We start from the raw sequence: 25,779 nt of genomic DNA, 5'->3' as shown, positions 1-25,779 counted from the left end.
TTTAGTCTAAGCGTTTTTACATGATAATCTAAAAGTTGTATTAATTCCCAATGGCTCGATTTAAACAGAATCGAACTAAATTAATTTAAATTCCTACAACAAAGTAATAAGTATTACTACATCTGTAAAGTTACATAAGCAGTGTACTAATATAGCTAATTTTAACGAATCCTTTTTATATACAAAATAATACAATGGTAACAAGGCTATAATCCTTGATAAAATAAGCCAAGGTGACCAAAAATGATAAACTGCAAATAATAGTACATTTAAAATTACACTGCATTTTCCCATCCATTTCATACGGGAAAGTAAATATCCTCTAAAATAAAGCTCCTCAATTATCGGTAAGATCAGTGTAAAAAAGAAGAAGCTTACGAACAGTGAAATGATTATAAAATGCCTATCAAATAAACTCATGTCTTGTACATAATTATAGGAGCTTGGAATCCAACTAAATACAGTATTTAAAATAATATTGGAAAGTGGGTTAAAGGCAGTCATTAGTATTCCTACCACCATAAACAACGATAAAGTGTAAAATAGCATTTCTTTAACCTTCATCTTACTTTGTAACCCTAGTATTTTAAGTATATTGAAACTTCCCACTTCTTTTTTTGCTACATAGAATAAATATCCAAGCTCTAAAGGTATTATTGAAAAAATCCCCGCTAAACCCAATATGACTAACCTAGGATAACCTTCCAAAACTCCCCCCTTCAATAGAAGTATATAAATTGTACTTAACATTATACCAGGAAGTAAATGGAGCATTATAAGCTTCCATACACTTCTGATTTCTTTTTCTTTATTATCCATACCTATTTTCCCTCCTAAATAATAAAAACCAATGGAACATTTTGCACTTGTTCCATTGGTTATCATGCTAAACTACGGTGTTACCCCCACGTCAATAGCTTAGGAAGTACTTTATTTTTCTTCAATTGGAATAAAAATTTCTAAAAAGACTCGCTCCTTATTTTCAAGATAGGTAATGAGACGCGTGTTTACAAAAGCAATCCCTTTTAGTTTATATCCCTGTTCATTTCCCCACTTTAAAGTGGAATCAAATACTTCATATTTAATGTCATTCGTTCCGTTTTGATACCTGCCATCTTCCACAATGGTATAAATGCAGTTAGGATATTGTAAATAACATTCCATTTTTTCTTTTTGCATCGCTGTACACTTTTCAACAATTAACATCTTTGAGTCTAGCAATCCATTTTCATCAACAGTGAATTTCCTCATGATTTTGCTAAGAATATCTTCCTTCGTCAAATTCATCTTTTCTAATATGGTGGGGTACTCTAGAAAAGCATTAAAATCAGAAAACTCCCCTAGTACTTTGTAAGTTGGTAGTTGTCTTATGGAGTATTGATTTAAATGGTCTTTTAATTCCTCACAAAATGTTTTTGTCTCTTTTATTTTTTGAAGCATATATTTTTGATTCCGTATGGTTTCCTCTAATTGCTCAGCTTTTGTTTTTAAAATCGTTTCTAACTCAGCTATTTCACTACCTATCTGTAATTTCCGAACTTCTTTCATCGATAAACTTCTCTTCTTATAAAAGTCCGCCACCATTAATGTATAAATATCATAATCATCATATTGCCTATAATTATTCATTTCATTCTGGTTCGGTTTGACAATTCCTTGTCCTTCATAATACCGAAGTGCGTCTCTTGATACACCTAGAATTTCTACTAATTGACTTGTTCTATATGTATTACGCTCCATTTCAAATTAACCTCCTCTATATATTACCTTCCGTCTATCGCTCTGTCTTAAGACGACCATGATTTAAACGAGTGATGGAGTTAGCACAAATAAAATATGATTCGGTTCATCACTCCTATTTAAAAATCGGTGTTTCACATTTGGTGGAATACGTACGACATCGCCTTCACCTAAAAAATACTCGTTGCCTTCCAGTTCAACATATGCTCTCCCTTTCATGACGACTGCAATTTCCTCTCGATCCTCGTGTGAATAGTAACTTTTCGTAGTACTTGCATGGGCATTTAAATCCATCATTAACATTTCAATACGTGCCTTCATAAAGTCTGGTGTTAACACATCATAGACAATATGGTCACTATTTTCCCGGTAGACTTTCTTTCGATCATCTTTTCTCGAAATGAGCGAATCCGTATCAATTTCATTAATAAAAAGAGTAAAGAGCGGTACATTTAATGCTTGTGCAATCAATTCTAGAACACTTAACGAGGGATTTGCTTGTCCCCTTTCTATTTGGCTAATAAGTGACGTGCTGATTCCTGCATAATCGGCAAATTCTCGAATGGTCATTCCGTTCTTTTTACGATAATTTAATACCGTTTGCCCGAGACGATGATTGTTCATAGCAATGATCCCTTCTATAATAATGTATGTTTAACTTCATTTGTGCTGACATACTAAACATGGAGAATGAACACTTCTTTTAATTACAATTATCTCTTATACTTTTATTATACATTATAATGTAATAGTTCTATTATTATATACAAATGCCTAGGGGGAACAAAATTGAAATCACCACTTATGTCTTACGTGATTTTATTCTTCGGCGTATTTGCTTTGTCTACTTCCGCTATCTTCGTAAAATTAGCAGATGCACCTGCGACAATGATCGCATTCTATCGGATGTTTTTTGCAACGGTCATACTTTTTCCACTTTTATTAGTAAATAGTAAGAATCGTCAAGAATTACGTTTGTTGTCAAAGAAACAATGGGGACTCGGATTATTATCAGGCGTATTCCTAGCGGCCCATTATGTATTGTGGTTTGAATCGTTACATTACACATCTGTAGCAAGCTCGACAGTTATTGTGACATTACAGCCACTCTTTTCGATGGCTGGCGGCTACTTTCTATTTAAAGAACGTTTCAGTAGAGGAGCTATATTGGGCTGTCTCGTGGCGATTGTTGGAAGCATTATTATTGCATGGCAGGATTTTCAAATTAGTGGGCAAGCATTATTTGGCGATATCCTTGCATTTATTGCTGCGGGAATCATTACAGCTTATTTCTTTATTGGACAACATGTTCGTAAAAAGCTATCACTTGTCCCATACTCTATTATTGGTTATGCGAGTAGTGCCTTATTTTTAAGTATTTTTGCTTTTAGTCAGCATTTATCCTTTTTCCATTATTCCATACAAACATGGTGGGCTTTTATTGGACTAGCATTTATCGCAACCATTTTAGGACAAACGATTTTCAATTGGCTATTAAAATGGCTAAGTACTTCCGTTATATCCATAAGTATATTAGGTGAGACGATTGGAACCTGTATTCTCGCTTATTTTATTTTGAATGAGGTCATTTCTTTCCAACAAGGTATAGGAATTTTACTCATCTTAATCGGTTTAGCTGTATTTTTATTAAAACAACGCAATAGCGTATAGAAACAATACACGAACAAAATGCAACATATATCTGAAATAATCTTCAACATCCTTCGAATATTTTTACCTTTTAAACAGGAATTTTAAGCAGTTAAAAGGGATTTGCTCTTTTGAGTTTCATCACTCACTTATATAACATAACACCGTTGTTTGTTTAGAGAAAAATATACAGACAGCTATAGATCAAACGGTGGTTTTGAAAAAATAACAATGCAAAATCGCTGTTTCCCTTTTTGTTTCCTCACAATTAGGTCCATCTGTCGAAGCAATAGATACAGGGTCTGTCAATCCAATTAGTCTACTCCATTCCCATCCCTAACAGCAAGGTTTTCCTATTTTGTAACGGCGGTTTTGAAATTACAATTTTCAAAACCGCTGCTTGTAACCTAGTTATATATCGTTTTCACTCCAACAAACAACAGTTTTTCTTCAATGCCTGTAACGTCTGAAAAATTGATGAATGTCTATTTACTACTCTTTACTATTTAGTATTTTCCAAATAGTTAGCTGCAACCTTGTTTAGAAAATAAGTGTACCCCACTTGCCACTCTTCAAGCATGTTTCTATGAAAGTCGTCAACGATAAAAAGCTCTGTCTGATTCAGAAAATCTTGTGGTGTTGATGGATGACCTATTTTCTCCAAAAAAAGTAAATGTTTTTTTACACGCTCCAAGACTTTGGGATCATTTACAGAAAAACCTTCTTGTAAGAACCAAATCATATCCTCATTAAATGACTGTGCTTCTCTGGCAGAATCGTTCATTGATTCTACATTAATTGGTTGATTCGATAAATCAAAATCATATTCTTTTTTCAAATGTTCTTTTTGGTCTTTTAAGGCTTCTTGCCATTCTTCTTCCGTTTCAAAACCTTTAAACATTGATTCCATATCTAATTCAACTCCCTCTTTAACGCTTTTGATAGAAGTATTGATCGTCTTAATCAATCCTTTAAATCGATCGATTTTTTGTTCTAATAAGTTTTTTTGCTGTATCAAGGTAGTTTCTCTGTCTATTTCTCCATCTAATAATTTTTTAATCTCTTTGAGAGGAAAATCCAGTTCCTTGTAAAAAAGGATTTGCTGTAGTCGTTCTACCCCTTTGTTTCCGTATAAACGATAACCAGCCTCTGTCGTTTGCTTTGGTATCAAAAGACCTATTTTGTGATAATGGTGTAATGTCTTTACTGTTGTATGAGCTAGCTTTGCAACTTCGTGAACGGTGTACATGTCCTTTCCTCCTTTCCATGTTCTTTATATTAAAGTATCCTCTAACGTCAGAGTCAACATATTCCTTTCACTTTTTTCTTTGAACATCATACGTGAATTTACAAAAGAATACAGCCATAAAAAGACTTAAGACAATCAGTAAATAGTAGTTGATTGCTAAGGGATGGTTGAATGCAGATTGTGATGCTCTTACTACCCAGTCAACTGGGTTTATCCGCGATATAATACTTATCCATTTTGGCAATAAATTGCTTGGCATAAAGGCGGATGATAAGAATATCAATGGAAATGATAAAAACTGCATTACCGTAATCATCGTTGAGTGCTTCTTAGTCAGAACAGCAATTCCTATAGAAATAGCTCCGATTACACAAGAGAAAAGCGCTGGTGTCATGAGAAAAATGATTGGATGAACGATTCCTGATGGTAGTTTAAAACCCATAAAAGAGCCACTAATAGTAAAGATTGAATCAATTGGAAAATAAAAATATAAACTAAATCACCAGTAATGAAAACCAGATTACTCTTAGGTGCGATTAAGTATCGGTTAAATATTCCTTCTCTCATATCATCTAACGTGCTCATACCAAGATATATTCCTCCAAATAAAGCATTCATAATCAAAATCCCAGGTAGAATATAAGCTACATAATTTGTATGGTCAAATCCAGAAGCAGAAAAAACACTTGAAAATATCGTCCCAAATAACACAAGAAAAATCAAAGGTTGGAACATTGAAATGAGAATCCCTATAGGATTTTTAATGAATGGTATCAGTCTTTTTTTTGCTAATAATAAAATTAACGATATATTGTTCATTATTTATCCCCTTTCTCTGTGAAATTTGCCAAATAAACATCATTTAAAGTAGCCTGTTTAAGCTCACTAAATTCTATTTCGACTTCATTTCGAATTAAGAACTTAAGTAATTTAGATATAATTTGCTGCCCCTTGCTACTAATAATTGTTAATGATGTTGGTTTGATTTTATGATTAATGACTTCAATCATGTTAGAAACATATTCATCTATTTTTTGAGTCATGGAGGAATTTAATCTGCTATAATGAATTTCAATATGATCAGCTGCAAGTTTATTAATTAGTTCTATTGGTGTTCCAACATCAAGTATTTCTCCGTTATTAATTAATGCAATATCTGTTGCTACATCGTTCAATTCCTCCAGATAATGTGTGGTTACAAAAATGGTCGTTCCTTCCCGATGAGAGATATTTGAAATGATTTGCCACAATATATTTCTAGACTCAGGATCTAAGCCGGTTGTAGGTTCATCTAGAAAAAGAACTTCTGGTTGGTGAAGTAAACTTACAGCAATATCCAGTTTTCTTTTCATTCCCCCGAGTAGGTACCAACTAGATCGTTAGATACCTGATTCAAATGAAACTCCTTTAACAGGTATTCTCCTCTCTCCTTTATTTTCGAAATGTTCATATCATACATTTTTCCCGCTATGAATAAATTGTCCCACGCTGTTCCAGTTGTAAATATCGAAGGGTCTTGGAATGTAATCCCAACTTTTTTTCTCACCTGTTTCACTTGTGAAATAGCATCTAAACCTGAGATCGTTACAGTGCCTCCATCAGGTAAGGACAAAGTAGCTAGTAAATTTGTCAATGTCGACTTACCTGCTCCATTTGGACCAATCAGTCCAAAAATGGAGCCTTTTTTTATTTTGAGAAACACCTTGTCTAACGCTGTTTTTTTGCCGAATGTTTTACTTACATCATGTAAAGTTATTTCATAATGAGCACACATATTGTTTCCTCCTTTATTACTTACAAAAAGAACTATAAACTATCCCTTTAAAGGAGAGTCAATACGAAATAAACGTTCTAAAAAAATTATTTGTCATAAAAAGAGGATACATTTTGCTAACAATCGGTATCAAAGATAAATATACCCATTTTTTAAAATGTCTTAAAAATAAAAAAAGATATCACCTCTATTATCAGTGATACCCTTCACTCCCCAAAGCCCCATACGATTTTTCTGTTTTGGGGGAACCTATTCATTTTTCATGCAATCCATGCAAATTCCAGTTTATTATCTTCAACATCGTCTGTTATTCAATGATCATTGAAATAACCACAATAATAAGTAAAAACAGATAAACCTTAGAAAATAATCGATCAGGCATATGATGAGCTATACGTGTACCAATAGGCACGCCAATAAACCCTCCAGCTACAATACCAATAAAGGCAGGAATATAAACAAAACCTAAAGACCATGAAGGAAGATCTGGTTGTTGTATTCCATTAAATATAGCTGCTATTGTTCCTAGAACTGCTATAGGAATACTTAATGGAGTTGCAAGGGAAACGGCATTGACCATTTTTAAACGACAATTTCGCAAGAATGGGATGACTATCACACTGCCGCCAACACCAAGCAATGTAGCAATAAAACCAATCCCTATCCCAATAAATGATGTTTTTATGCGACTTGGCATCTTTATAGTATTATCTGTAACATGGATAAACGTTTTTCTGATGAGGGATGAAATAATTGTAAAGATAAGAAAGAGAATAAATAAATATTTAAGCATATCCCCCTCGATAAAAGGTGAAAAAAAGCCCCCAATTAAAGCACCAACGGCAATTGTAGGTGCAAGCTGGAAAAATATGAACCATAAGATATGACCTTTACGATGATGAGATATCGTTGAATTTATTGAGTTCACAATCATAATAGCAAGAGATGTTCCTATGGCAATATGCATAACTAATGAATCGGGAACATCTAATTTTGGTAATAACAAATACAATACGGGAATTACAACAAATCCCCCTCCAAAACCGAACATACTTGACAAAAAGCCTATTAATATACCAAACACTAAAAAAGTAACAATTAGATACATAAAATTCCCCCATTTAAAACCTCATAAGATATTCTTCGTTAGACCAAACGAAATGTTAACTGATTTTTGTTTTTATACTCTTCAATAAGTAACTATTAATCTGCCCTAAAAATATACTATTTTTTAGAAAGGCTCTAGCTCTATTCTTTCACTGTTTTGTACTCTATTAATCGGTATATCTGCTTTCCGTCAGGTTATGCTTCCATTACGGAATCCTATAAGAACACTTCAAATGATGATTTTTATCACATTGACTCATTTTACATAATATAAAATACGTTGTAAATCTTTAGCCATTCGTATCTCCCTTTTCCAGAGACACGCCTATAATATATATTTAAAAACAAATATATGGCAGCTCATCATCAACAAAATCTATCTTACTTCTCTAATTGACTGTGTAGTCTATACAGTCAATGGTTTATCCACAAAGCTTGACTCATTTTATCACCTTTGAAAACCTTTTGTAATCAGTTAGTTTCGTGCTAGTGCGACGGTCTCAAATGGTAAGTTCTAGTCTTGATAAGTAGGTAACCATTTTTAGAGGGTATCCTATTCTACCATTCTATTTTCTAATAACAGTCTTAAAAAGTGAAACTGAGAGAGGAGTTGACTTATGGAGTGAAAAAATGATGGTAGCAGATAAGCGGAACAATGTAAGGGGAGAAATGCTAGTAAAGAGTATTGAAATTATGGGACTGCTAATGCAAAAGGCATCTTTGGGAATTGGAAGTTCCAATTAGACAGAGATGAGTCAAATGTTGTCTCATTGGTTTCTCCACTAGCTTTTACTCTATTAGAAGATTTAATCAACAGAGCAAAGCATACTAGTCCTACGGGGGTTGGCTCAAAGTATCTTGCCCGCATAGGTATCCCCTTTTCTTCGGACACCGACCAAATGTTTATATCCCCTACACTCAAACTGGTAGGAATATACACTCTAACGGAATCGGCATTTAAAGCGTGCAATCCCTCTGTCAAGTAGTCATTGATCTTTTTAACCCAATCAAAAACGGAAAAAAGGTATAAATATTTGGTTATTCCGAATTATCTATCGTGTGGAATTAATTTTGTATGTTAAAATGATTAAAAGATTAATTCAAAATACTTTTTATTACATAAACGACCCATTTAATTGAACAACACTCAACAAGTAAGTTATATGCGCTCTTTTTTATGTATCGGTCCATTTTATCGAGTATGAGTTAATTAGAGAAAGAGAGATATTATAATAAGAGCATATAAAGATACAGATATTGATACCTTTGTTGATATTTAGTACAAAGGTTCTTTAAAAGTACACCATTTTATTGATTCTGGTTATTAGAAATCTCAAATTGAAGAGATGAAAAAAAGGATATTCCGATGTCAGAAATGCATGTCATACTAGTCAAACAAAAATAGTTGGGTTCATTTCAATGGTAGATAATTATTTAGCAGCACTCTTATTGATGTAGCATATCAAAATAATGGGGCTAGAAAAGAGTTATTGAACTTTGAAAAAACAAGAAATATGATCCAGTTGAAAAGTATATAAGAAAAATTCATCGGTAGACGTTTTTATAAAAAAATGGTTTTGTTATAAAAAAGAATTAACAGATAAGCAAACTGATAAGCAAGAATGCTTAATGGAGTGGAGTAAAAACTAATTTTGTTCAAAAATCGGGCGCTTATCAGGAATAAATACTGTTCCTGAATTGGCCATTTTGTTATAGCTTAAAGAGAAAGAGAGAGGGTAAAATGAGGACAAGGAAGTTATCAATTACAGTATTTGTATTGAGTCTTATTTCATTGCTTATTTCACTCAAATTATTTTGGAATTTAGGTATTTTTGTTGATGAACATGGTTTCAGCCCTGATATTGTTAATGGTGGGGACTTTTGGTTATCAATGGATTGGTTAAGACTATTGCTATTGTTTTTGCTGTGCATTGTATCTGGAATAGATATTTTAAAAAGTAAACAGAAACAGGAAAATTAAGCAATCGGGCGCAGTGCGGAATAAGTATCGTGCCAGATAATTGACCAGTTTTTTTACACTTTTAGGTATAATAATAAAATGATTAAAAGAAGGTACTATATTGGAAATTGTAACTGAGAAATTAATATACATAGCCATATTCATTTTTATCATTCACTCCATTGAAACGCTCGCTTACGCGGTAAGGCTATCGGGTGCAAGAGTAAAGATGATTGCTTCAGCTTTGTCTCTTTTTAACATAATGGTGATGATTTCAAGATTGGCAAATATGATGCAACAGCCATTTACAGGGAGCTTGATTGATACTGCGCCAAGTATTGATGCACAAGGATTTGTTGCATCGCAATATCGTTTCCTCATAGGTGCGTCAACGGTAGGAACAATTTTTGGGATACTTTTGCTTCCCACCTTTATAGCGCTATTTTCTAGAGCAATCATCCATCTATCTAAAGAGAAGGGTTCTGTCCCCTCTTTATTCAAAAGGCTGTTTTCCATGGAATACATAAAACGTGGTGTAACCCATTTTAGCCTACCAAAATTCTCATACCTAAGAGGCGCTAAAATCAAAGATATTCCAGTTAGATTATTTTTAGTCAATATGATAATAACCGCGATATATACAATCGGTGTGTTATCTGCATTATATGCAGCATTACTAGTACCTGAACGTGCGTCAACCGCTATTATGGCATCAGGTTTAATAAATGGGATGGCAACAATACTGTTAGTTATTTTTGTTGACCCAAAAGTTTCCGTGGTTGCGGATGACGTTGTTAATCAGAGAGGTAGTTATCAAACACTTAAAAACATTTCCTTGATGATGGTTTTTTCAAGATTATTAGGAACAATATTAGCACAATTATTCTTTATACCGGGAGCAAAATATATTGCTTGGTTTACACAATTTATAGTTTAACGTATCTTCAGCAAACAGGCGCGATTGTTGAACAAAAAAAGGATACATATACTAGTTATGTCCCTTTTTATCCATTTTTAAGGGGGAAACTCTTAACTTCTTTCCACACTATTTTCCGATTACCTGTATTTTTTTACTAGAGCAATAAAAGAATTAGCTATAATTAATTGATTTCTAAAATGAATCAATTATTTCAAAGCAATTTCATCTTTAACGTTATATCTGTTTTTCATAAAAGGTATAGCTTCTGATATACTACCAATTTTATGTTTTAGTAATGATTCAAGGTTACGGTAAGTAATTCGGTTACGTATTCAATAAATGAAGTCCAACTGACGATCAGTTGGACTTTTTTGAATGAACTTCAATTAATATTTTCATTATATAATTCGATTCATCATCGCGAATAACCGCATCATAAACGTATTCTTCGTAAGCAAATTCCCCCAAAATATAATTATGTTTTCCCATGTAGTCGAACATTTTTTTATATGTTTTTGAAATATGTTTTACTTCTCCAAAATGATAACCAATACAATAGTCACAAGCTTTTGTGACGAAGTATGGAAGGTCAAATATAGGGGCTGGTTGTTCCATATATAAATAGGAATAGTTTTCGATTTCTCCAGTTTCCATCTGTCCTTTATTTACGATAGCCCCGATTGGATGTCCTGTATCTAATTTTGAGCGATATAGTTCATCGATAAAGTCAGAAACTGCTTCTACGAATTGCTTCTCTGTCGTATTTTTAATTTGTTTACTTAAATATAAGATGCGCTTTGGGCAATGTTTTATAGTGATTTTATTGAAATCTATTTCAGATGCATTTTCGATTCCTTCTATTTTAGTATCAATCATATTTTCAATCAGTTTTAACTCTTTGATTTTCTCTTGTAAAATGAGTTTTTGTTTTCGCATGAGGTTGACAAAGTTTTCGGGAGATTTATTTTCCATATAAGCTTGAATTTCTTTTAGCGACATACCGACCTCTTTTAATAGTTCAATCACACTGAAATAATCATACTGTGCAAGAGAATAATAGCGATACCCTTTGCCATCTTTAATGATTGGAGAGAATAATCCGATTTGGTCATAATAGATAAGCGTTTGTTTATTTACCTTACATAGCTTTGCAAATTCTCCGGTTGTAAAATGTTTTTCGTAATTATTCGACAAAATATAAGCCTCCCTCTTGACTATATAGTTACTATATACATTAAATTATAATTATTCACGATAAAAATTGAAAGGTTTTGGCTCTTACCCCTTTTGTGAAGGAAATTTTTTAAGGTGTTCTTGTTGATGAGCATATTGTAATGAAATTTTTCAGGCTGATATTTGACGTGAAGCGATGCTAGAAGTGCATGCTTTTCGTTAAATAAAGGGCGATAAAATAGCTTGGAATGATGAAAAAAGCGGCTTTATAAAAGTCACCTTTGAGTGCCATGACCGAATTATAATCAAGAATAATAAGAGGAAAGGAAATAGTCGGAGATGGAAAAAGCATTAAAAATTGAAACACGTCCACTTGGGCTGCTGTTTGTATCATATTTATTTCCCGCGATGATTGGAACGTTACTCATGTCGGTAAATATTTTGATTGACGGTATTTTTGTCAGTCAAGGTGTAGGTCCAACTGCTTTAGCTGGTGTCAACATTGCTGTCCCTATTTTTTCAGTATTGCTTTCAATCTCACTGTGGATTGGAATGGGGGGAGCAACATTATATTCAGTCTCTCTTGGAAGAAACGATGTAGAGAAAGCTCGTAAAGTATTTACATTATCTTTTGTACTAATGTTTTTGATTGTTATGATTATAACGACTGTATTATTAATCCAAATGGAGAATATCGCTTATTTATTTGGTGCAAATGATCAAACATATCCTTATGCTAAAGAGTATTTATATATCATTTTGGTGTTCGGTATGATCTATACAATTGAAAACTTATTAAGCATTTTTATCCGTAATGATGGAAACCCGAAACTTGCAATGGCTGGTTTAGTTGTGACTTCGATTTTAAATATTATTTTCAACTACTTCTTTATTTTCGTTTGGGAGTATGGTGTGACAGGGGTTGCGCTTGCGACAGTTCTTTCAACAGTAATCGGTGTAATTGTACTAAGCTCGCACTTTTTTAGAAAGGGAAGTTACTTAAAATTCGTTGGGAAATTTGTAGATAAAAAAGATATTGTAAAAATAGTAGGTATTGGTTTCCCTAGTTTTGTCGTTGAAAGTACAGTAGCGATTATGGTCGTACTTTATAATGTGACATTTCTATATTATTTAGGAACTGAAGGAGTTACAGCCTATGCGATGGTAAACTATTTACATGTAGTATTAATGATGATTTTCTTCGGTATTGGAATGGCTCTTCAACCGTTATCAAGTTACCACTATGGTGCTCGTTTGATGGACCGTGTCGATGGTTTGCTGAAAATTGCAATCAAAACAGGGATTGGCATTGGGCTTGTAATTGCGATCTTTGCATTTTTATTTCCTGGCCCGATTATGTCGGTATTTGGCGGGGATATTAATAAAGGTCGAGGTTTAGCGGTATCTGGTTTTGGTTACTTTGCACTAGGATATATTTTCTTTGGTATTAACATGGTATTAATGGAGTTTTTCCAATCGATTGAAAGAATCCGTATGGCAACAATTATTACGCTTTTAAGAAGTGTTATTTTATTCATTCCTTTATTAATCATCCTTCCAAAACTTTTTGGTCCGACATTGATTTGGTGGGTTTTCCCAATTACTGAAGGAACGACAGTATTGTTAGTCGGAACTTACTTATTAAAAAACAATAAAAGAATAAAGGATGTTTAACACATAAAAATATACAGTTGCAACTGATAAAGAACTAGCGTGTCTATTGAGAAAAATTAATTCTTTAAGCAATACCCTTTCATTATCTTATTATTATTCTTAGACAAATAAAGCACAAAGATAAAAATACCAAGTTACTATAACTGTGGGTGACTTGGGATTTTTATAAAGAATTATATTTCAAATAGTATATTTAGTAGTAAAGTTTTAACATGCTGACTTTCCACCTTTTTTATTTTCAGTGAAAGACGTCTTTTGCAACATGAAGAAATTCCTTTACTGCTGGGGAGGCATTTGCAATAGAATGACAAGCAAGTGCAACTTCACGGCTATTGTTAATATTTAGTTTGCTAACCTTTATATTTTGTTGGGTCTTTAAAAATAGTTCTGGACCAATCGTAACACCAAGTCCTTCTTGTACCATATTAGCGATGGTTGTACAGTCGTGCACTTCAAAAAGAATCGATGGTTTCATTTGTGCTTCTTCAAATAATTCCTCAACATGTGATTGATACATCCCTGTTGGCATAATAAAAGATTCTTCCACTAAATCTTCCATATTCACTGTTTCTTTGTCTAGAAATCTGTGTTCTGGATGAAAAGCTACTACCATGTTATCTCTTATGAGAGGAATCAGATCAAAATCTGGATTCGATTTTCCTTTTACGACAAACCCAATGTCAATAATACCTGAACTCAACCATTCCGTAATCTCTTCATAAGTTCCCTCGAAAAACTTAAATTCGATCTTAGGATGTTTTTTCTGAAATTTTGCGAGCAATTTAGGCAATAAACAAGAAGAAGCACTTGCAAAAGTACCGATACGAATAATACCCGTTTCCAAATTGTTTGTAAACGCAATTTCCTGGTTAATGATTTCCACTCTTTTTAATATCTCTCGAAGATGCGGAAGGATTTTTTGCCCTATCTCTGTAAGTGTGATTCCTTTTTTGCGATCACGAATTAATAAGGAGACACCCCATTCTGACTCTAAACTCGCAACTGCATGACTCACAGCTGATTGAGTCATATTTAATGTTTCAGCAGTTTCTGTAAAGCTTCCTAGCTCGACTACTTTTGCAATGATTTCGTACCGCACAATAGTCATGAGTAATTACTCATCTCCTTCATTAAAAACATCAATTTTACTTATGTTAACACGAGACTTAAAATTAAGACAACGTTTTAACTATAAGGAGATGTACAAAATGAAAAAAAATATAAATCAACTAACAATTATTCTGTTAGCTTTAGGAGCTTTTGTAACAGGAACAGCAGAGTTTGTTGTTTCGGGAATTTTAGAACTGATTTCTTTTGAATTGGATGTTTCTATTTCAATAGCTGGTCAGTTGATCACGATTTATTCTTTATCTTATGCCATTGGAGCATTAGTCTTGGTTATGTTAACGTCTAAGTTTGATCGTAAAAAAGTACTTTTATACGCTATCTTTATTTTTATTCTAGGTAACCTTGTCGCATTTTTTAGTTACAATTATATTTTTCTTATGTTATCAAGAGTCATTATGGCGATGAGTGGAGGGCTATATATCGTTGTTGCAACGAATTACGCTGCTCAAATTGCAGTTCCAGAAAAAAGAGGTAGTGCTATGGCAACAGTGATTACAGGTTTCACTGTTTCCTTAGTACTTGGAGTGCCTATTGGAACATTTTTAGCTGGATATTTTGATTGGCATTATATTTTTTTAATCATTGCGTTTGGCACCGTTTTTTTATTGATAGGACTTTACAAATTATTGCCAGCTATAGAAGGAAACCAACCGATGCCATTTAAACAACAGTTACAAATTATAAAAGATAAACGAGTCCTTACTGGTTTAATGACAACGATTTTTTGGATTTTAGGATATACCATGGTGTTTGCCTATATTGCTCCATTATTAAGTCATACTGCTAGTTTTTCTATAGAAATGACAAGTATCGCTTTATTTGTTTTAGGCACTTTTGCTTTTATTGGTTCACGCTTTGGAGGATATGCGGTAGATAGATGGGGACCTAATCGAACGATATCATTGAGTTTATGTGTTCATATCATTTCTTTGTTTGTACTATCATTTACCCAGTACGGGGCAGTGGGGGTATTTGTCACATTAGCTTTTTGGGGAGTAGCGACATGGACAACGACACCAGCAAAGCAATTTTACTTGATTTCACTAAAACCACAATCCTCTGAAACAGTACTCAGTTTTAATACCGCATTAATGAATGTGGGAATGATGCTAGGCTCTGCATTAGGAGGGATCATTATTCAATATACGAATATAGTAAATTTAAGCTGGATTGGTGGATTATTCATCATACTCGCATTTATTTTTATCAGATATTCTTTCTACTTAAATAAAAATGTTATGGAGGATCACCAATTTTAATGAACTAAAAACAACAACTCGATCCATTGCGATGGAAGACAACCCCTGAACATTTCTAATATAAGAAGAACGATACTTCTTTTTAGATAACGCTAATTGCCATTTTTGAACATGATTTGGGGTCATTTCTGTTACGATTAAGTTATCAACTTTCGCTCTAAGAGAAACATAAATTAGTTACGTTAAGATATCAAAGTCTTCATCAAAACAACGAAATCCCTGTTGAAACTCCTGAAGGGATTTCAAAGTCGTTTATCCAATGCCTTAATTAGTCACACCATCATTTTTTTACATAATTGTGCTTTATCACCAAAACTGCTAGTAGTGACGAACCTTGGCAGGGATGTTTTATGAATATTGGATGACATCTATGAACTTGATTGGGCTGCCGCCTTTCAGTAAGTAATCGAGATGCTTGATGAAGCCATTAAACATACGAATAGTGGAATTCAAAAGTTAATCGAAAGTCAACTACAACAATAGATGGCAAATTCACCTAACTATTTCAATGTATCTATGCCTGTTATCAGCCTGCGAAAGTTGAGTATACAATAAGAAATTCTTTCATTTCGTAAGAGACGAACTTAAAGTAATGCGGACAGATTACTATTTGTACTTCGAATAATCGGCTCCGTATTACTACTTAATGCATACGTATACTTCGGTCTTGGATTTGTAATTAGTGTTTTCTCCAACAAACCTTTTTCATAAAGCTCACCGAGCCGTTTGGAAAGTATACGAGGCGTTACTGTCTGCAATAATTGACGTATAGCATTGAATTCATGATATTGATAATAAAGCGCGATTAACACCGGCCAATTCCAAGCTTTAGCAGCAAGGAATCCTTGATTCAGACGATATTCAGCGTTTGAAATTACCAGGGCAACTTCTTTCATGAAGCGCCCTTTTTCGGTAAGCTCGTATTCCGGAAGCAACGGGTGGTTTCGCTCAAAAGGAGACAAGTGCTGAATAAGCCCCGCTTCTGTCATCGTCTTCAAATTGCTGCTTAGTCTGGATGGAGAAATTTGTAGGGTATTCTTTAATGGTGTGAACCTTCCTCCTGATTTGTCGAGAGACAATAGAATTGGAATGGTCCACCTTCCCGAAAGTTCTTTCATGATGTGTATAACCTGAACTTCTTTTTCCATTATAGTGTTTGAGATAACTCCATGTGATGACCGTCCGGATCTTTGAATGAAATCAACTTAACATATTCTGGAATGGTGGAAACCTCACCGTTAAACACAATCCCCTTCTCCGTCAATTTTTTGACTGCAGCATCAATGTCCTCTACTTCGAATACTGCAGCTGCTGTGGAAGGAACAACTTGCTCAGCTTCTGAAAACCCAATATAACATTCTTTCGTATTCGTATGCACACTTCCCATCCCATTCTCTTTGTCATACGAATCCATTTCAAACCCTAACTTCTCCGTATAAAACTCCAATGTACGTTCAACATCACTGACACTGTACCAAAGTGTAAAACCAGGTTTATACATATTACACCACTCCCTTTTATATTGTTCGATACCGAAAGTATACTCAGTATATTTTCGGATGTCAAGACCGTGGCTATTTAAACCGTCGTTTGGAAAGGGAAGATCATTTTCACTCCAACTTTCAGGGGTCGGTACCACACTGCCAGAAAACGTTTTTTTTTATTGCTGCACGGCAGTATCTTTTGTTGTATAAACATTACAACAGGAATTGTATAACCACATAGTACGTTTTTCTTTGACTGTTTCTGGTCTAATAGGAACAGAATATATATGGCAACACCCTAGCATACAAGTATTTTATGATCTTGTATCGCTATTTGTTGATAAGTTTTTTCACCCAATAATAATACAGTTAATGGCACTAGATGTAGATGAAAAGATGGATGATTTTACTGAAAAAGAGCTGGTATTAATAGAAACTTTGGCAAAGGGCATTAAGAAATCTAGAGAAATGAAGGGATGATTGGTCTCCATCTCAATAAATTCATTTCTTTATCTTATCTAATTGATGAAACTTAAGCTTAGGCGTCTCGTTTACGGTAAAATGCAATAGCTACTATAATAAAGAGCAGTGTCCATAACAGTAAAACACCTGTCCCCTGCATTGGTGTAAGGACATTTATTTCATCAGAGGAAGGCAGCATATACATAGAAGATCCTGCCGTATCCGGAAAATAATTCTTACTACTAGGAAGAAAATCTCTTACCAATGGACTGACAACGAAATAATAACTAAGCAGTACCATTAAAGCAGAAGTAGTTCGTCTTAGAAAAGCACCTATAGCTGCACTAAGAATTGTGGTTAATGTTAAATAGCCTGTTACACCTACTAATGTTTTTATCAATTTGTCTATTTCAATCGCTACTGCTGTGTCTCTCATCATCATAAAAGCATATAGTACACCTGATGCAGCAATAATAAACGCCACGGGAATGGTCATAATTGCCAATGCCATATGCTTCGTGAATAATTGAACCCCCCGCCAAGGTATCGTAGTTAAAGTAGTTCGAATCTGTCCCCCCGTATACTCCGAACAAGTAGCTAAGATACCAAGAATAATGAATCCTGCTTGAAGATATCCCATAGAAGCAAGCCCTGTCTTCAGGATACTTTGCGTACCTGCTCCCCATTGTAGAGCAGCAGAAGTAAAAGCTATGGTTAAAGCCAAATTAATAATGAATGTGCTAATAAGAGTGAGCCATATCACTGGTAATGTAACTAATTTATCCAGTTCAGCGTCAAGGATTTGTGTTATCTTTCTACTAGATGAAACACTCATGATGCAACGTCCCTTCTATGGAATACAATAGCTGCTACAATAAAAAGAACGGCTACCCAAGCAAACATGATTAAACCACCTGTGAATGGGGTGTGAAATCTGTCGCTCGTAAACATAAACATATCAAGACCAGCCATATCTGGTAAGTAAAACGCTAACTTTGTAACCTTAGTAAGGAGGTAAGAGACTGTCACAACAGATGAGTTTATCATGAGCACAGCAAGCGGGATAATGCCACTCTTTGTTAGAATAGTAATCCCAAATGCTAAAAGAGCAGTAAAAGTCCAGTAACAAACCGCGCCGATCAGTTTAGATGCTTCAAATGCTGGTGCATATTCGCCAAGAATAAGGTTTGTTGCTGACACTGTTGTTATAATGGCAACAATAGACAGAAATACGCTGATCACTGTCACAGCACCTGCTTTTGCCAGCAAAAAATGAAATCTGGATGAGATAACAGTTAAACTCGTTGTAATCTGATTCCCTCCACCAGATTCACTGCTCTCTGTCAAATATTCACTACTGACAGCAAGGACACCAAGAATAATGATACCTTGCACACCAAGACCTAATCCTATATAGCCAACTTCCGATAGCCGTGTGCTAGCCCCAGCTATAATATCCTCTTTTTCTGCCATGCTGTCCAAGGTAGCAATGATCGCTGGGGCAAATGCTCCAATAAGAAAGGCAAGCCAAATGCCCGGAAGGGAGAACAATTTAGATAGTTCCGCGTTGAATGCTCTCATACAACACCACCTGCACTTTCAGATGTCAAGGCAAAAAAGGCTTCCTCCAGCGTGGAATGGTTACTTATTACTTCTTCCAGTGTTCCATCTGCAACGACTTTTCCATGATGAATAATCACCACATCATCAACAGTCTCTGCAAGCTCTCCCATTAGATGACTGGATAGTAACACCGTTTTTCCAGACGTAGCACGTTCGCGTAAAAATGTCCGAATCCAACGAATTCCTTCTGGGTCGAGCCCATTTACGGGTTCATCTAAAACTAATATTTTTGGATCACCAAGTAGTGCAGCCGCCATTCCAAGTCTTCTCCCCATACCAAGGGAATAATTTCCGACTCTTTTCCCAGCTGCATGAGTTAGCCCTACTATTTCCAAAACTTCCTCGACACGTGAGCGAGACAATCCTGCGGCACGAGCAATCCAACGTAAGTGTGCTCGTCCTGTTCTCATTCGATGAGCTCCAAATCCATCAAGTGCAGCACCTACTGTTGCTAAAGGATTATGTAATTCTGCAAATGGCTTTCCATCAATTAGTGCACTCCCTGAGGTGGCACGATCTAATCCAAGTAGGATGCGAAGTGTAGAACTTTTACCTGCCCCATTTGGACCTAAAAAACCAGTTACTCTGCCTGGTCTAGCTGTAAAACTGATACCTGATAAGATTTCTTGGGTTCCGCGATGTTTGACTAAGTTATTAATTGTAAGCAACCATAACACTTCCTTTCTGTTATGGTTCTCATTATAAAGAAGCAAAGTTACATCTCGGTTATCATGTTGTTTAATTCTGGGTTAACTTTAGGTTAAGCTCTCCCAATAGCTACTCTTGTGCCATTTTCATTTGATGTAAAGTCAGCTTTCAGCTTCATTTTTTTCAACATATAATTTGAAGTCGATAAACCAATTCCCGCCCCACGCTCATAGGAAGAGTTATCCATACCTGGACCTTTGTCTGCAACAATGATCTGTTCTTTTTCTACATCAACCACAATGTTTGCATATTTTCCATCAGCTGCATGGCGAAGAATATTCTGAAATAGATTATCCAGAACCCGTGTTATCCATTTAGGATCTGCTTTCCAATAAAAAGTCTCCTCTGTCGGTAAATCAACATCCAACTGAATTTCTTTTTCTTCAAATACAGGATACCATGCAGCAACAGATGCTCTTACTAAACGTCCAATATCTGTTGAAGTGGGCCTGAAAGAATGTTTCCCTGATGTAAGCAGTGTATAGGAAAGTAAATCATCCATTAGATCCCCGACTCTTGTAATCGTATGGTTCATTTCTGTTATTGAGTTTTGTCCTTCTAAACTCATTGATTCTTTATTTAATCTGGTGACATGTCCTCTCAAAATGGTAAGTGGTGTTCGTAAGTCGTGAGATAAATTCGCAATGAGTCGATGTCGTAATAATTCCTCTTCATATTCTCGCTTACGACTGTCTTCAAGCTGCTGAATCATCCAATTAAAAGAACTTCCCAACTGGTCTATTTCATCCATACGATCCGTTTGAACAGACACTGGTTTAGGAAATGAGTTATTAGTAGCTGAAAATGACATGACTTCCTGTAAGCGGGTCAGACGTATACGAAGTTTCAAGAAGAAAAGCCAAGATATGACAACAAATGCGACAATAATAAAACCAAACAAAAGTAGTATAATGTAAAAATGATTTAATGTATTCAGATCTTCTTCATTGATATCCGAAAACCCAATGAACGCAAAGAAGAAAATAAGCACAATTGGAGGAAAAAAGATAAATAGAAAATGCCCTACTAGAAAACGACGAAATAATGATCTAGTTTGCTTCATCGTTTCACCCGATAGCCTATTCCCTTCAACGTTTCAATAATCTCTGGGGAATCTGGATTACGTTCCAGTTTTTGACGAAGACGGCGAATATGGACCATTAATGTCTTATCACCAGTCATATAAGGTTCCTCCCAAATTGCTTCAAATATTTGTTCTTTTGGTAAAACTTGATTAGGATGTCTTAAAAAATACATTAAAATTTGATGTTGTTTCCCTGTCAATATAATTTCTTTCTCTGTCTGCTTATCAAATACCATTTGCGCTTCTAGGTCTACTTCAATATGTTCTCCTAATGAAATACGTTTGGTATGTGTTCCACCACTTTGACGGATTAATACTTCCAATCTTGCAACTAATTCATCTGTATGAAATGGCTTCGTCAAATAATCATCCGCAAATTGTAAGCCATCTACCTTATCATCTATCGATGTTCGAGCAGATAGCAGCAAAATAGGAACTGTAGGGGCTGTCTTTTTTAGTCGTTTTCCCACAGTAAACCCGTCTAATCCAGGTAACATTATATCCAAAATAACTATTGCATGCTGATTTACTTCTTTCTCGGCTCCCTCACCAGAAAGTAACCACTGAACTGAAAACTCTCGCTGCTCCAATTCTTCTTTTACCCATTTGCCTATTTTCTCATTATCTTCAATATATAATACGCTTTTTTTCAAGTAACATCCCTCTCTCTAAACTTCAAAATTATCTTATATTATAACATAGTAATCTAATTTCCAAGCGGGGTATTGAGCTTGCTCATCCATATAGAATTGTAAATATATTTGATACTAAAGAGATGAATGAACTCTTTTATATTGAAAAAAAGATCAAAGGTAAATCAAAACATCAATGGGACATCTTAAAAGAAACAAAAAGTTCATTGCCATAACTTCTTAATTTAACGAGAGCCTTAAGGAAAAACTTATAAAAAATAGGTCAACTAGAACTGACTGGCTAAGCCTTTCAATAAGAATGGGCGCAAAAGGAGTAATTGTGCCCGTCCTTTTGAGGCCATTTTATGGAAGAAGGATAAAGATCATCGGCAAGAGGTTGAATTGGTGCAAAAGAGGAAGTAAGTTGGATGAAATACTAGGGGAGACTTTAGTTTTATTAGAAGCCGTAATGTGTGATGGTTGAATAAGCTCGAATATTTTTTCTTGAATCACACATCAACTTCAATGATCTCCTCCTTCTTCTATTTTTCTTCTTTCTTTATAGGAATAATCGGCCGATGCATCATAGGCGAAGACAGTACAACCAATGTTGTCGATTCACCATATTGACCTAAGTCATTAATCGTAATCTCTAAACCCTCAAGTGAGGTGGCAATAATCTTGACTAAAAAATTATATTGCCCACTGATCCGATGAATTTCCAGCACATCTTCCATTTGCTCACAATACTTTACAAACTTATCACAGTGTCTTGCTTGAAATAATAAAAAGGCAGAGACAGGCTTATTAACTTTACTAGGGTTAATCACAGCACTGTACCTTTCTATTACTCCCCGTTCTTCTAGTCTTTTCACCCTTTCTGTAACAGCTGGCTGGGTTAAGGAAACTTCTTTCCCCAACCTTGTCATCGATATTTTGCCATCATTTTGCAGAACCCTTAATATGGAAAAATCAATCTCATCCATAGGACCACCCCTTTTATAAGTAAATGAATTAAAACTTTTATAAATTATAAGCTAAACAGCCTTAATAACTTTATTATTGCATTCCATTATAGAACATTCTCCTCTAACATTAAAGGTAATTATTTTAAGAGAGAGGTGTAGGAAATGAACCTACTATCCCCTGCTTATGTTAATGGATGGAAGTTAAAATCCAAAGTAGTGATGGCGCCAATGACAAGGGGCTTTGCTAATAATGAAACAGGAATTATTCATCCTGATACCGTTGATTATTATAGCCAAAGGGCAAGAGATGGTATAGGGATGATGATGACAGAAGGGATCGCAATTGCTGATGAAGCTAGGGGAACAATTGGAATTCCCGGTATATACACGTCTGAACAAACGGATGCATGGCACAATGTAACAAGCGCCGTCCATAAGGAAGAAGGTATTATCATAGCCCAGCTTTGGCATGTTGGCAGGTTGTCCCATTCTTACTTTACAAAAGGGAAAAAACCATTGGCTCCATCTCCCATTCAGGCAAATGGTTTGACACATAAAGTCCGTTTCCCATATGAAATGCCAAAAGAAATGACCGAGAGTGATATTCAACTCGTTATTAAGCAATTTGTTCATGCTGCTAAAAATGCGATGAAAGCGGGCTTTGATGGAGTTGAAATACATGCAGCTCACGGTTATTTAATCGATCAATTCCTTTCCACACAGACGAATTTCAGAAAGGACGAATATGGAAGGAATAGACATTTGTTTTTAGAAGAAATTTTACTAGCTGTTGGAGAAAAGATTGGGGCGGATAAGATTATTGTGCGTTTTTCTGAACATAAAGATGATTTACCCTTATATGTATGGGAAGATCCAGAAACAGAAGTGCAAAAGTTAATCGATGTATTTCATAGAGCAGACATCAAAATCATTCATCCATCAGCAAATGAATTTTTCTGTCCTTTAACACATCATCCTAGTATTTTACACGGCCTTATTCGAAAGTATTGGAATAAAACTATGATCGGTGTAGGTAATTTATCACCCGAATCGGCAGAGATTGCACTACGAAACGGGATCGTTGATTTGGCCGCGTTTGGACGTCCATTGCTTGCAAATCCAGACTTTGTACATCGCATTAAATCTTCGTCGCCACTAATACCTTATCAACCTAAGATCCATTTAGAACAATTAAATTAGATATATCTTTTGCTAGCATATGACGATGCTACTTTTTCGTAAATTTATTCCATATGCCAGCCAATAAGCTTTTAAAAACAAAATAATGGGCGCAAAAATATATTCTTTCTTGCGCCTGGTTATTTTGTTTTTATCGTTTCCTATCGTCCTTTTATGGATTGAACTTAATTCAAACTTGTCAAACATTATGATGGTATATGAACTAATGGAAACTATCAATAAGCAATTCTTTTTAGATAGGATATACATTTTATTAAATTCAGCTTCTATTTCTGGATTCACGTTCATCCTTTAACATAAATCGGTAAATGGATTTTCGATTCTTTGATAGCATATAATTACTATTGTTACATATTTTTGTTACGTAATATATAATGGATAAATAGACAAAAAATTACTTTTCACACTATGTAACAGAAATTGTTGTTACTGTAGTAGCATAAAGATTCTATTTTTAAATACAGTAATGTTAAAAGCTTAAGTTCTCTATTCCGTAATCGAGCCCGATGTAGTTTAAATAGAGGTAATTTAAACGTGCAAAAAAATTATATATTAAAAGAATCTTGAGATTGAAAAAATCGTTATTTGTTCAACTGATTGATTTGATTGTCATAAACTTTTGGAGGTGTCTATGTTAGATTTCGATAATTTAGAAGGCTATCGTGATGCATACACTTATGACCGATTAAACGGTTTGGGTGAAATAGAAGGCAAGTTTTATTTTGACCTTGCCAACCAACAAGGAGGTCCAATTTTAGATGTTGCTTGTGGGACAGGTAGATTAACCATACCATTAGCGGAGCGTGGATTCGATATTACTGGTCTGGATATAACTCCTGAAATGTTGGAACTTGCAAAGCAAAAGGCCGAACGCTTAAATGTCTCAGTCAATTGGATTCATGCCGATGCAAGACAGTTTGAGTTAAGCCGCAAGTATCGATTTATATTTATTACTGGTAACTCATTTCAGCACTTTTTGGATCGGGAATCAGTGGACGGATTTCTGGGATCCGTCCACAAACATCTTGATGAAGATGGAGTCCTTGCATTCGAAACTAGGAATCCGTCGATTTCGGTTTTGGCTGTAAATGAAGATGTAGAAAAGGATTATGCCGAGTCATGGTTAGATAATGAAGGGTATCATTGTAGTAGCACATATCGACGTTCGTATGATCATAAAAGTCAGTTGGAGCACTATATCTTTACGAATCGTCGCTGGCAGCATGAGTCCAACGTAATGGAAACAGTAGAGCCGTTTGTTCTTCGTTACTTTTTTCCTCAGGAGCTTGAAAGTTTGCTTTATTATAATGGATTTGTACTTGAAAAGATGTATGGAAAATTTGACAAGAGTCCATTTCAAGCGGATAGCCCACTTATGGTCTGCATCTGCCGAAAACAACATAAATAGGGAAACATTCCTCATTGTGGGGTGACAGCATCGCTGGTACTCCCCTATCACTATAACCATCTCTTTTTATTCAATTAAATGGCTCACTTTGTGGTAGTCGGATGCATCTGTAAAAATAATGAAAAGAGCTATCATCCATTTGGCTTTTATCAATGGGTGACAGCTCTCCATATTTGTTTTGATATTGTTTTTCGTGTTTTGACTTGCCTTTCCTTGTCCTTAAATTTGCCAAAGCATAGATACCCCTATTTTTAACAGGATCTCTATAACCTTCTCTGATCAGCTTTTCTCTTATTTTTTTGGCTCTACTTTTCGCCATCGCGATTCTCCTTTTTTTGGTTATTGATGGATTCATTTTATGCTTTCGGTGAAATGACATGTCATGTGACAATATAACCGACTAGTACCGGGGCAACCATAATGAACGCCGGATTTATAAAAATGATCTGTCCTTTTTCTTGGTAATATGCAACAACTGTTATAACCTTTTATAAATATCATCGCCAATATGGGTGATAAATTATCCTTTCAATTCCAGTTTTCTTCCTAAAACCTTCGACAATCATGCCAAATAATA

General features: G+C 34.9%; 28 protein-coding genes. 8 read left to right on the top strand and 20 right to left on the bottom strand.

All coding sequences use genetic code 11. The features are described from left to right. Window positions 1-93: 93 nt before the first annotated feature. The 3 genes from DFR56_RS02345 to DFR56_RS02335 form a co-directional block, all read right to left on the bottom strand. Window positions 94-819 carry a CPBP family intramembrane glutamic endopeptidase gene (locus tag DFR56_RS02345; protein WP_110393798.1) on the bottom strand — a complete coding sequence of 242 codons (726 nt, stop codon included), beginning with the start codon at window positions 817-819 and terminating at the stop codon, window positions 94-96. 111 nt (window positions 820-930) lie between these two features. Then, window positions 931-1,740 (bottom strand): MerR family transcriptional regulator, encoded by an 810-nt coding sequence (locus DFR56_RS02340; protein ID WP_110393797.1) that lies wholly within the window; start codon window positions 1,738-1,740, stop codon window positions 931-933. A gap of 63 nt (window positions 1,741-1,803) precedes the next feature. Next, window positions 1,804-2,364 carry an XRE family transcriptional regulator gene (locus DFR56_RS02335; RefSeq protein WP_110393796.1) on the bottom strand — a complete coding sequence of 187 codons (561 nt, stop codon included), beginning with the start codon at window positions 2,362-2,364 and terminating at the stop codon, window positions 1,804-1,806. 165 nt (window positions 2,365-2,529) lie between these two features. Between DFR56_RS02335 and DFR56_RS02330 the strand changes: the two genes are divergently transcribed. Continuing rightward, window positions 2,530-3,411: a DMT family transporter gene (locus DFR56_RS02330; RefSeq protein ID WP_110393795.1), complete on the top strand. Its 882-nt coding sequence runs from the start codon at window positions 2,530-2,532 to the stop codon at window positions 3,409-3,411. Window positions 3,412-3,892: 481 nt separating this feature from the next. Here the strand turns inward: DFR56_RS02330 and DFR56_RS02325 are convergent, their stop codons facing one another. The 6 genes from DFR56_RS02325 to DFR56_RS02300 all read right to left on the bottom strand — a co-directional run bounded on the left by DFR56_RS02325 (window position 3,893) and on the right by DFR56_RS02300 (window position 7,521). Then, window positions 3,893-4,639, bottom strand: a complete 747-nt coding sequence (locus DFR56_RS02325; RefSeq protein ID WP_110393794.1) for a MerR family transcriptional regulator — start codon at window positions 4,637-4,639, stop codon at window positions 3,893-3,895. Between the two features lie 67 nt (window positions 4,640-4,706). Continuing rightward, window positions 4,707-5,081, bottom strand: coding sequence for an ABC transporter permease (locus DFR56_RS23910; protein ID WP_110393793.1), 375 nt, complete (start codon window positions 5,079-5,081; stop codon window positions 4,707-4,709). Continuing rightward, window positions 5,030-5,458 carry an ABC transporter permease gene (locus DFR56_RS02315; RefSeq protein ID WP_110393792.1) on the bottom strand — a complete coding sequence of 143 codons (429 nt, stop codon included), beginning with the start codon at window positions 5,456-5,458 and terminating at the stop codon, window positions 5,030-5,032. Before DFR56_RS02315 ends, DFR56_RS23910 begins: the two co-directional genes overlap by 52 nt. Then, the gene (locus tag DFR56_RS02310; RefSeq protein ID WP_110393791.1) at window positions 5,458-5,991 is read right to left on the bottom strand and encodes an AAA family ATPase; all 534 of its coding nucleotides are present in this window, start codon (window positions 5,989-5,991) and stop codon (window positions 5,458-5,460) included. The genes DFR56_RS02315 and DFR56_RS02310 overlap by 1 nt, the downstream gene beginning before the upstream one ends. Continuing rightward, the gene (locus tag DFR56_RS02305; protein WP_110393790.1) at window positions 5,988-6,413 is read right to left on the bottom strand and encodes an ATP-binding cassette domain-containing protein; all 426 of its coding nucleotides are present in this window, start codon (window positions 6,411-6,413) and stop codon (window positions 5,988-5,990) included. Before DFR56_RS02305 ends, DFR56_RS02310 begins: the two co-directional genes overlap by 4 nt. Window positions 6,414-6,720: 307 nt before the next feature. Continuing rightward, entirely contained in the window at window positions 6,721-7,521 is an 801-nt protein-coding gene (locus DFR56_RS02300; protein ID WP_110393789.1) for a sulfite exporter TauE/SafE family protein, read from the bottom strand. A gap of 1,740 nt (window positions 7,522-9,261) precedes the next feature. Between DFR56_RS02300 and DFR56_RS02295 the strand changes: the two genes are divergently transcribed. Further along, entirely contained in the window at window positions 9,262-9,501 is a 240-nt protein-coding gene (locus DFR56_RS02295) for a hypothetical protein (RefSeq protein ID WP_110393788.1), read from the top strand. Window positions 9,502-9,601: 100 nt separating this feature from the next. Continuing rightward, complete coding sequence (locus DFR56_RS02290) at window positions 9,602-10,417, top strand: lipid II flippase Amj family protein (RefSeq protein ID WP_110393787.1); 816 nt, start codon at window positions 9,602-9,604, stop codon at window positions 10,415-10,417. Between the two features lie 339 nt (window positions 10,418-10,756). Here the strand turns inward: DFR56_RS02290 and DFR56_RS02285 are convergent, their stop codons facing one another. Continuing rightward, complete coding sequence (locus DFR56_RS02285) at window positions 10,757-11,593, bottom strand: MerR family transcriptional regulator (protein ID WP_110393786.1); 837 nt, start codon at window positions 11,591-11,593, stop codon at window positions 10,757-10,759. Window positions 11,594-11,911: 318 nt separating this feature from the next. On the opposite strand from DFR56_RS02285, the gene DFR56_RS02280 reads away from it, so the two are divergent. Next, the gene (locus tag DFR56_RS02280; RefSeq protein WP_110393785.1) at window positions 11,912-13,246 is read left to right on the top strand and encodes an MATE family efflux transporter; all 1,335 of its coding nucleotides are present in this window, start codon (window positions 11,912-11,914) and stop codon (window positions 13,244-13,246) included. Window positions 13,247-13,484: 238 nt separating this feature from the next. Here DFR56_RS02280 and DFR56_RS02275 read toward each other — a convergent pair whose 3' ends face one another. Further along, on the bottom strand, window positions 13,485-14,354 hold the full coding sequence (locus tag DFR56_RS02275) for a LysR family transcriptional regulator (RefSeq protein WP_110393784.1): 870 nt from the start codon (window positions 14,352-14,354) through the stop codon (window positions 13,485-13,487). A 91-nt stretch (window positions 14,355-14,445) separates the two neighbouring features. On the opposite strand from DFR56_RS02275, the gene DFR56_RS02270 reads away from it, so the two are divergent. Beyond that, window positions 14,446-15,633 (top strand): MFS transporter, encoded by a 1,188-nt coding sequence (locus DFR56_RS02270; RefSeq protein ID WP_211320591.1) that lies wholly within the window; start codon window positions 14,446-14,448, stop codon window positions 15,631-15,633. Window positions 15,634-16,217: 584 nt separating this feature from the next. On the opposite strand, the gene DFR56_RS02260 is transcribed toward DFR56_RS02270, so the two are convergent. Continuing rightward, complete coding sequence (locus tag DFR56_RS02260; protein WP_158525464.1) at window positions 16,218-16,751, bottom strand: winged helix-turn-helix transcriptional regulator; 534 nt, start codon at window positions 16,749-16,751, stop codon at window positions 16,218-16,220. A gap of 29 nt (window positions 16,752-16,780) precedes the next feature. Further along, on the bottom strand, window positions 16,781-17,134 hold the full coding sequence (locus DFR56_RS02255) for a VOC family protein (RefSeq protein WP_110393781.1): 354 nt from the start codon (window positions 17,132-17,134) through the stop codon (window positions 16,781-16,783). 235 nt (window positions 17,135-17,369) lie between these two features. Here DFR56_RS02255 and DFR56_RS02250 point away from each other — a divergent pair, with 235 nt between their 5' ends. Continuing rightward, entirely contained in the window at window positions 17,370-17,597 is a 228-nt protein-coding gene (locus tag DFR56_RS02250) for a hypothetical protein (RefSeq protein WP_110393780.1), read from the top strand. A gap of 58 nt (window positions 17,598-17,655) precedes the next feature. Here the strand turns inward: DFR56_RS02250 and DFR56_RS02245 are convergent, their stop codons facing one another. The 6 genes from DFR56_RS02245 to DFR56_RS02220 form a co-directional block, all read right to left on the bottom strand. Further along, window positions 17,656-18,414, bottom strand: a complete 759-nt coding sequence (locus DFR56_RS02245; RefSeq protein ID WP_110393779.1) for an ABC transporter permease — start codon at window positions 18,412-18,414, stop codon at window positions 17,656-17,658. Continuing rightward, the gene (locus DFR56_RS02240; RefSeq protein ID WP_110393778.1) at window positions 18,411-19,160 is read right to left on the bottom strand and encodes an ABC transporter permease; all 750 of its coding nucleotides are present in this window, start codon (window positions 19,158-19,160) and stop codon (window positions 18,411-18,413) included. The genes DFR56_RS02245 and DFR56_RS02240 overlap by 4 nt, the downstream gene beginning before the upstream one ends. Next, window positions 19,157-19,879, bottom strand: coding sequence for an ABC transporter ATP-binding protein (locus tag DFR56_RS02235; RefSeq protein ID WP_425326633.1), 723 nt, complete (start codon window positions 19,877-19,879; stop codon window positions 19,157-19,159). Before DFR56_RS02235 ends, DFR56_RS02240 begins: the two co-directional genes overlap by 4 nt. Window positions 19,880-19,962: 83 nt before the next feature. After that, entirely contained in the window at window positions 19,963-20,973 is a 1,011-nt protein-coding gene (locus DFR56_RS02230; RefSeq protein ID WP_110393776.1) for a HAMP domain-containing sensor histidine kinase, read from the bottom strand. Next, window positions 20,970-21,647, bottom strand: coding sequence for a response regulator transcription factor (locus DFR56_RS02225; protein WP_110393775.1), 678 nt, complete (start codon window positions 21,645-21,647; stop codon window positions 20,970-20,972). The genes DFR56_RS02230 and DFR56_RS02225 overlap by 4 nt, the downstream gene beginning before the upstream one ends. 521 nt (window positions 21,648-22,168) lie before the next feature. After that, on the bottom strand, window positions 22,169-22,612 hold the full coding sequence (locus DFR56_RS02220) for an Lrp/AsnC family transcriptional regulator (protein WP_110393774.1): 444 nt from the start codon (window positions 22,610-22,612) through the stop codon (window positions 22,169-22,171). 144 nt (window positions 22,613-22,756) lie between these two features. Between DFR56_RS02220 and DFR56_RS02215 the strand changes: the two genes are divergently transcribed. Both DFR56_RS02215 and DFR56_RS02210 read left to right on the top strand, forming a co-directional pair. Further along, the gene (locus DFR56_RS02215; protein ID WP_110393773.1) at window positions 22,757-23,794 is read left to right on the top strand and encodes an oxidoreductase; all 1,038 of its coding nucleotides are present in this window, start codon (window positions 22,757-22,759) and stop codon (window positions 23,792-23,794) included. 631 nt (window positions 23,795-24,425) lie between these two features. Continuing rightward, window positions 24,426-25,202, top strand: a complete 777-nt coding sequence (locus tag DFR56_RS02210; protein WP_110393772.1) for a class I SAM-dependent methyltransferase — start codon at window positions 24,426-24,428, stop codon at window positions 25,200-25,202. A 70-nt stretch (window positions 25,203-25,272) separates the two neighbouring features. Here the strand turns inward: DFR56_RS02210 and DFR56_RS02205 are convergent, their stop codons facing one another. After that, the gene (locus tag DFR56_RS02205; protein WP_110393771.1) at window positions 25,273-25,521 is read right to left on the bottom strand and encodes a hypothetical protein; all 249 of its coding nucleotides are present in this window, start codon (window positions 25,519-25,521) and stop codon (window positions 25,273-25,275) included. Between the last annotated feature and the right edge of the window lie 258 nt (window positions 25,522-25,779).

The sequence above is a fragment of the Pseudogracilibacillus auburnensis genome, from assembly GCF_003201975.1.
Taxonomy (GTDB): domain Bacteria; phylum Bacillota; class Bacilli; order Bacillales; family Amphibacillaceae; genus Pseudogracilibacillus; species Pseudogracilibacillus auburnensis.
This window is presented reverse-complemented; position numbering and strand designations above follow the sequence as displayed.

Excerpts from the sequence above, each read along its gene's own strand:
- DFR56_RS02300 (WP_110393789.1), bottom strand. The coding sequence starts at position 7,521 with ATGTATCTAATTGTTACTTTTTTAGTGTTTGGTATATTAATAGGCTTT.
- DFR56_RS02345 (WP_110393798.1), bottom strand. The coding sequence starts at position 819 with ATGGATAATAAAGAAAAAGAAATCAGAAGTGTATGGAAGCTTATAATG.
- DFR56_RS02280 (WP_110393785.1), top strand. The coding sequence starts at position 11,912 with ATGGAAAAAGCATTAAAAATTGAAACACGTCCACTTGGGCTGCTGTTT.
- DFR56_RS02215 (WP_110393773.1), top strand. The coding sequence starts at position 22,757 with ATGAACCTACTATCCCCTGCTTATGTTAATGGATGGAAGTTAAAATCC.
- DFR56_RS02260 (WP_158525464.1), bottom strand. The coding sequence starts at position 16,751 with ATGAAAGAACTTTCGGGAAGGTGGACCATTCCAATTCTATTGTCTCTC.
- DFR56_RS02210 (WP_110393772.1), top strand. The coding sequence starts at position 24,426 with ATGTTAGATTTCGATAATTTAGAAGGCTATCGTGATGCATACACTTAT.
- DFR56_RS02295 (WP_110393788.1), top strand. The coding sequence starts at position 9,262 with ATGAGGACAAGGAAGTTATCAATTACAGTATTTGTATTGAGTCTTATT.
- DFR56_RS02245 (WP_110393779.1), bottom strand. The coding sequence starts at position 18,414 with ATGAGTGTTTCATCTAGTAGAAAGATAACACAAATCCTTGACGCTGAA.
- DFR56_RS02335 (WP_110393796.1), bottom strand. The coding sequence starts at position 2,364 with ATGAACAATCATCGTCTCGGGCAAACGGTATTAAATTATCGTAAAAAG.
- DFR56_RS23910 (WP_110393793.1), bottom strand. The coding sequence starts at position 5,081 with ATGGGTTTTAAACTACCATCAGGAATCGTTCATCCAATCATTTTTCTC.
- DFR56_RS02340 (WP_110393797.1), bottom strand. The coding sequence starts at position 1,740 with ATGGAGCGTAATACATATAGAACAAGTCAATTAGTAGAAATTCTAGGT.
- DFR56_RS02230 (WP_110393776.1), bottom strand. The coding sequence starts at position 20,973 with ATGAAGCAAACTAGATCATTATTTCGTCGTTTTCTAGTAGGGCATTTT.
- DFR56_RS02270 (WP_211320591.1), top strand. The coding sequence starts at position 14,446 with ATGTACAAAATGAAAAAAAATATAAATCAACTAACAATTATTCTGTTA.
- DFR56_RS02255 (WP_110393781.1), bottom strand. The coding sequence starts at position 17,134 with ATGTATAAACCTGGTTTTACACTTTGGTACAGTGTCAGTGATGTTGAA.
- DFR56_RS02275 (WP_110393784.1), bottom strand. The coding sequence starts at position 14,354 with ATGACTATTGTGCGGTACGAAATCATTGCAAAAGTAGTCGAGCTAGGA.
- DFR56_RS02325 (WP_110393794.1), bottom strand. The coding sequence starts at position 4,639 with ATGTACACCGTTCACGAAGTTGCAAAGCTAGCTCATACAACAGTAAAG.
- DFR56_RS02305 (WP_110393790.1), bottom strand. The coding sequence starts at position 6,413 with ATGTGTGCTCATTATGAAATAACTTTACATGATGTAAGTAAAACATTC.
- DFR56_RS02240 (WP_110393778.1), bottom strand. The coding sequence starts at position 19,160 with ATGAGAGCATTCAACGCGGAACTATCTAAATTGTTCTCCCTTCCGGGC.
- DFR56_RS02310 (WP_110393791.1), bottom strand. The coding sequence starts at position 5,991 with ATGAAAAGAAAACTGGATATTGCTGTAAGTTTACTTCACCAACCAGAA.
- DFR56_RS02205 (WP_110393771.1), bottom strand. The coding sequence starts at position 25,521 with ATGGCGAAAAGTAGAGCCAAAAAAATAAGAGAAAAGCTGATCAGAGAA.
- DFR56_RS02220 (WP_110393774.1), bottom strand. The coding sequence starts at position 22,612 with ATGGATGAGATTGATTTTTCCATATTAAGGGTTCTGCAAAATGATGGC.
- DFR56_RS02315 (WP_110393792.1), bottom strand. The coding sequence starts at position 5,458 with ATGAACAATATATCGTTAATTTTATTATTAGCAAAAAAAAGACTGATA.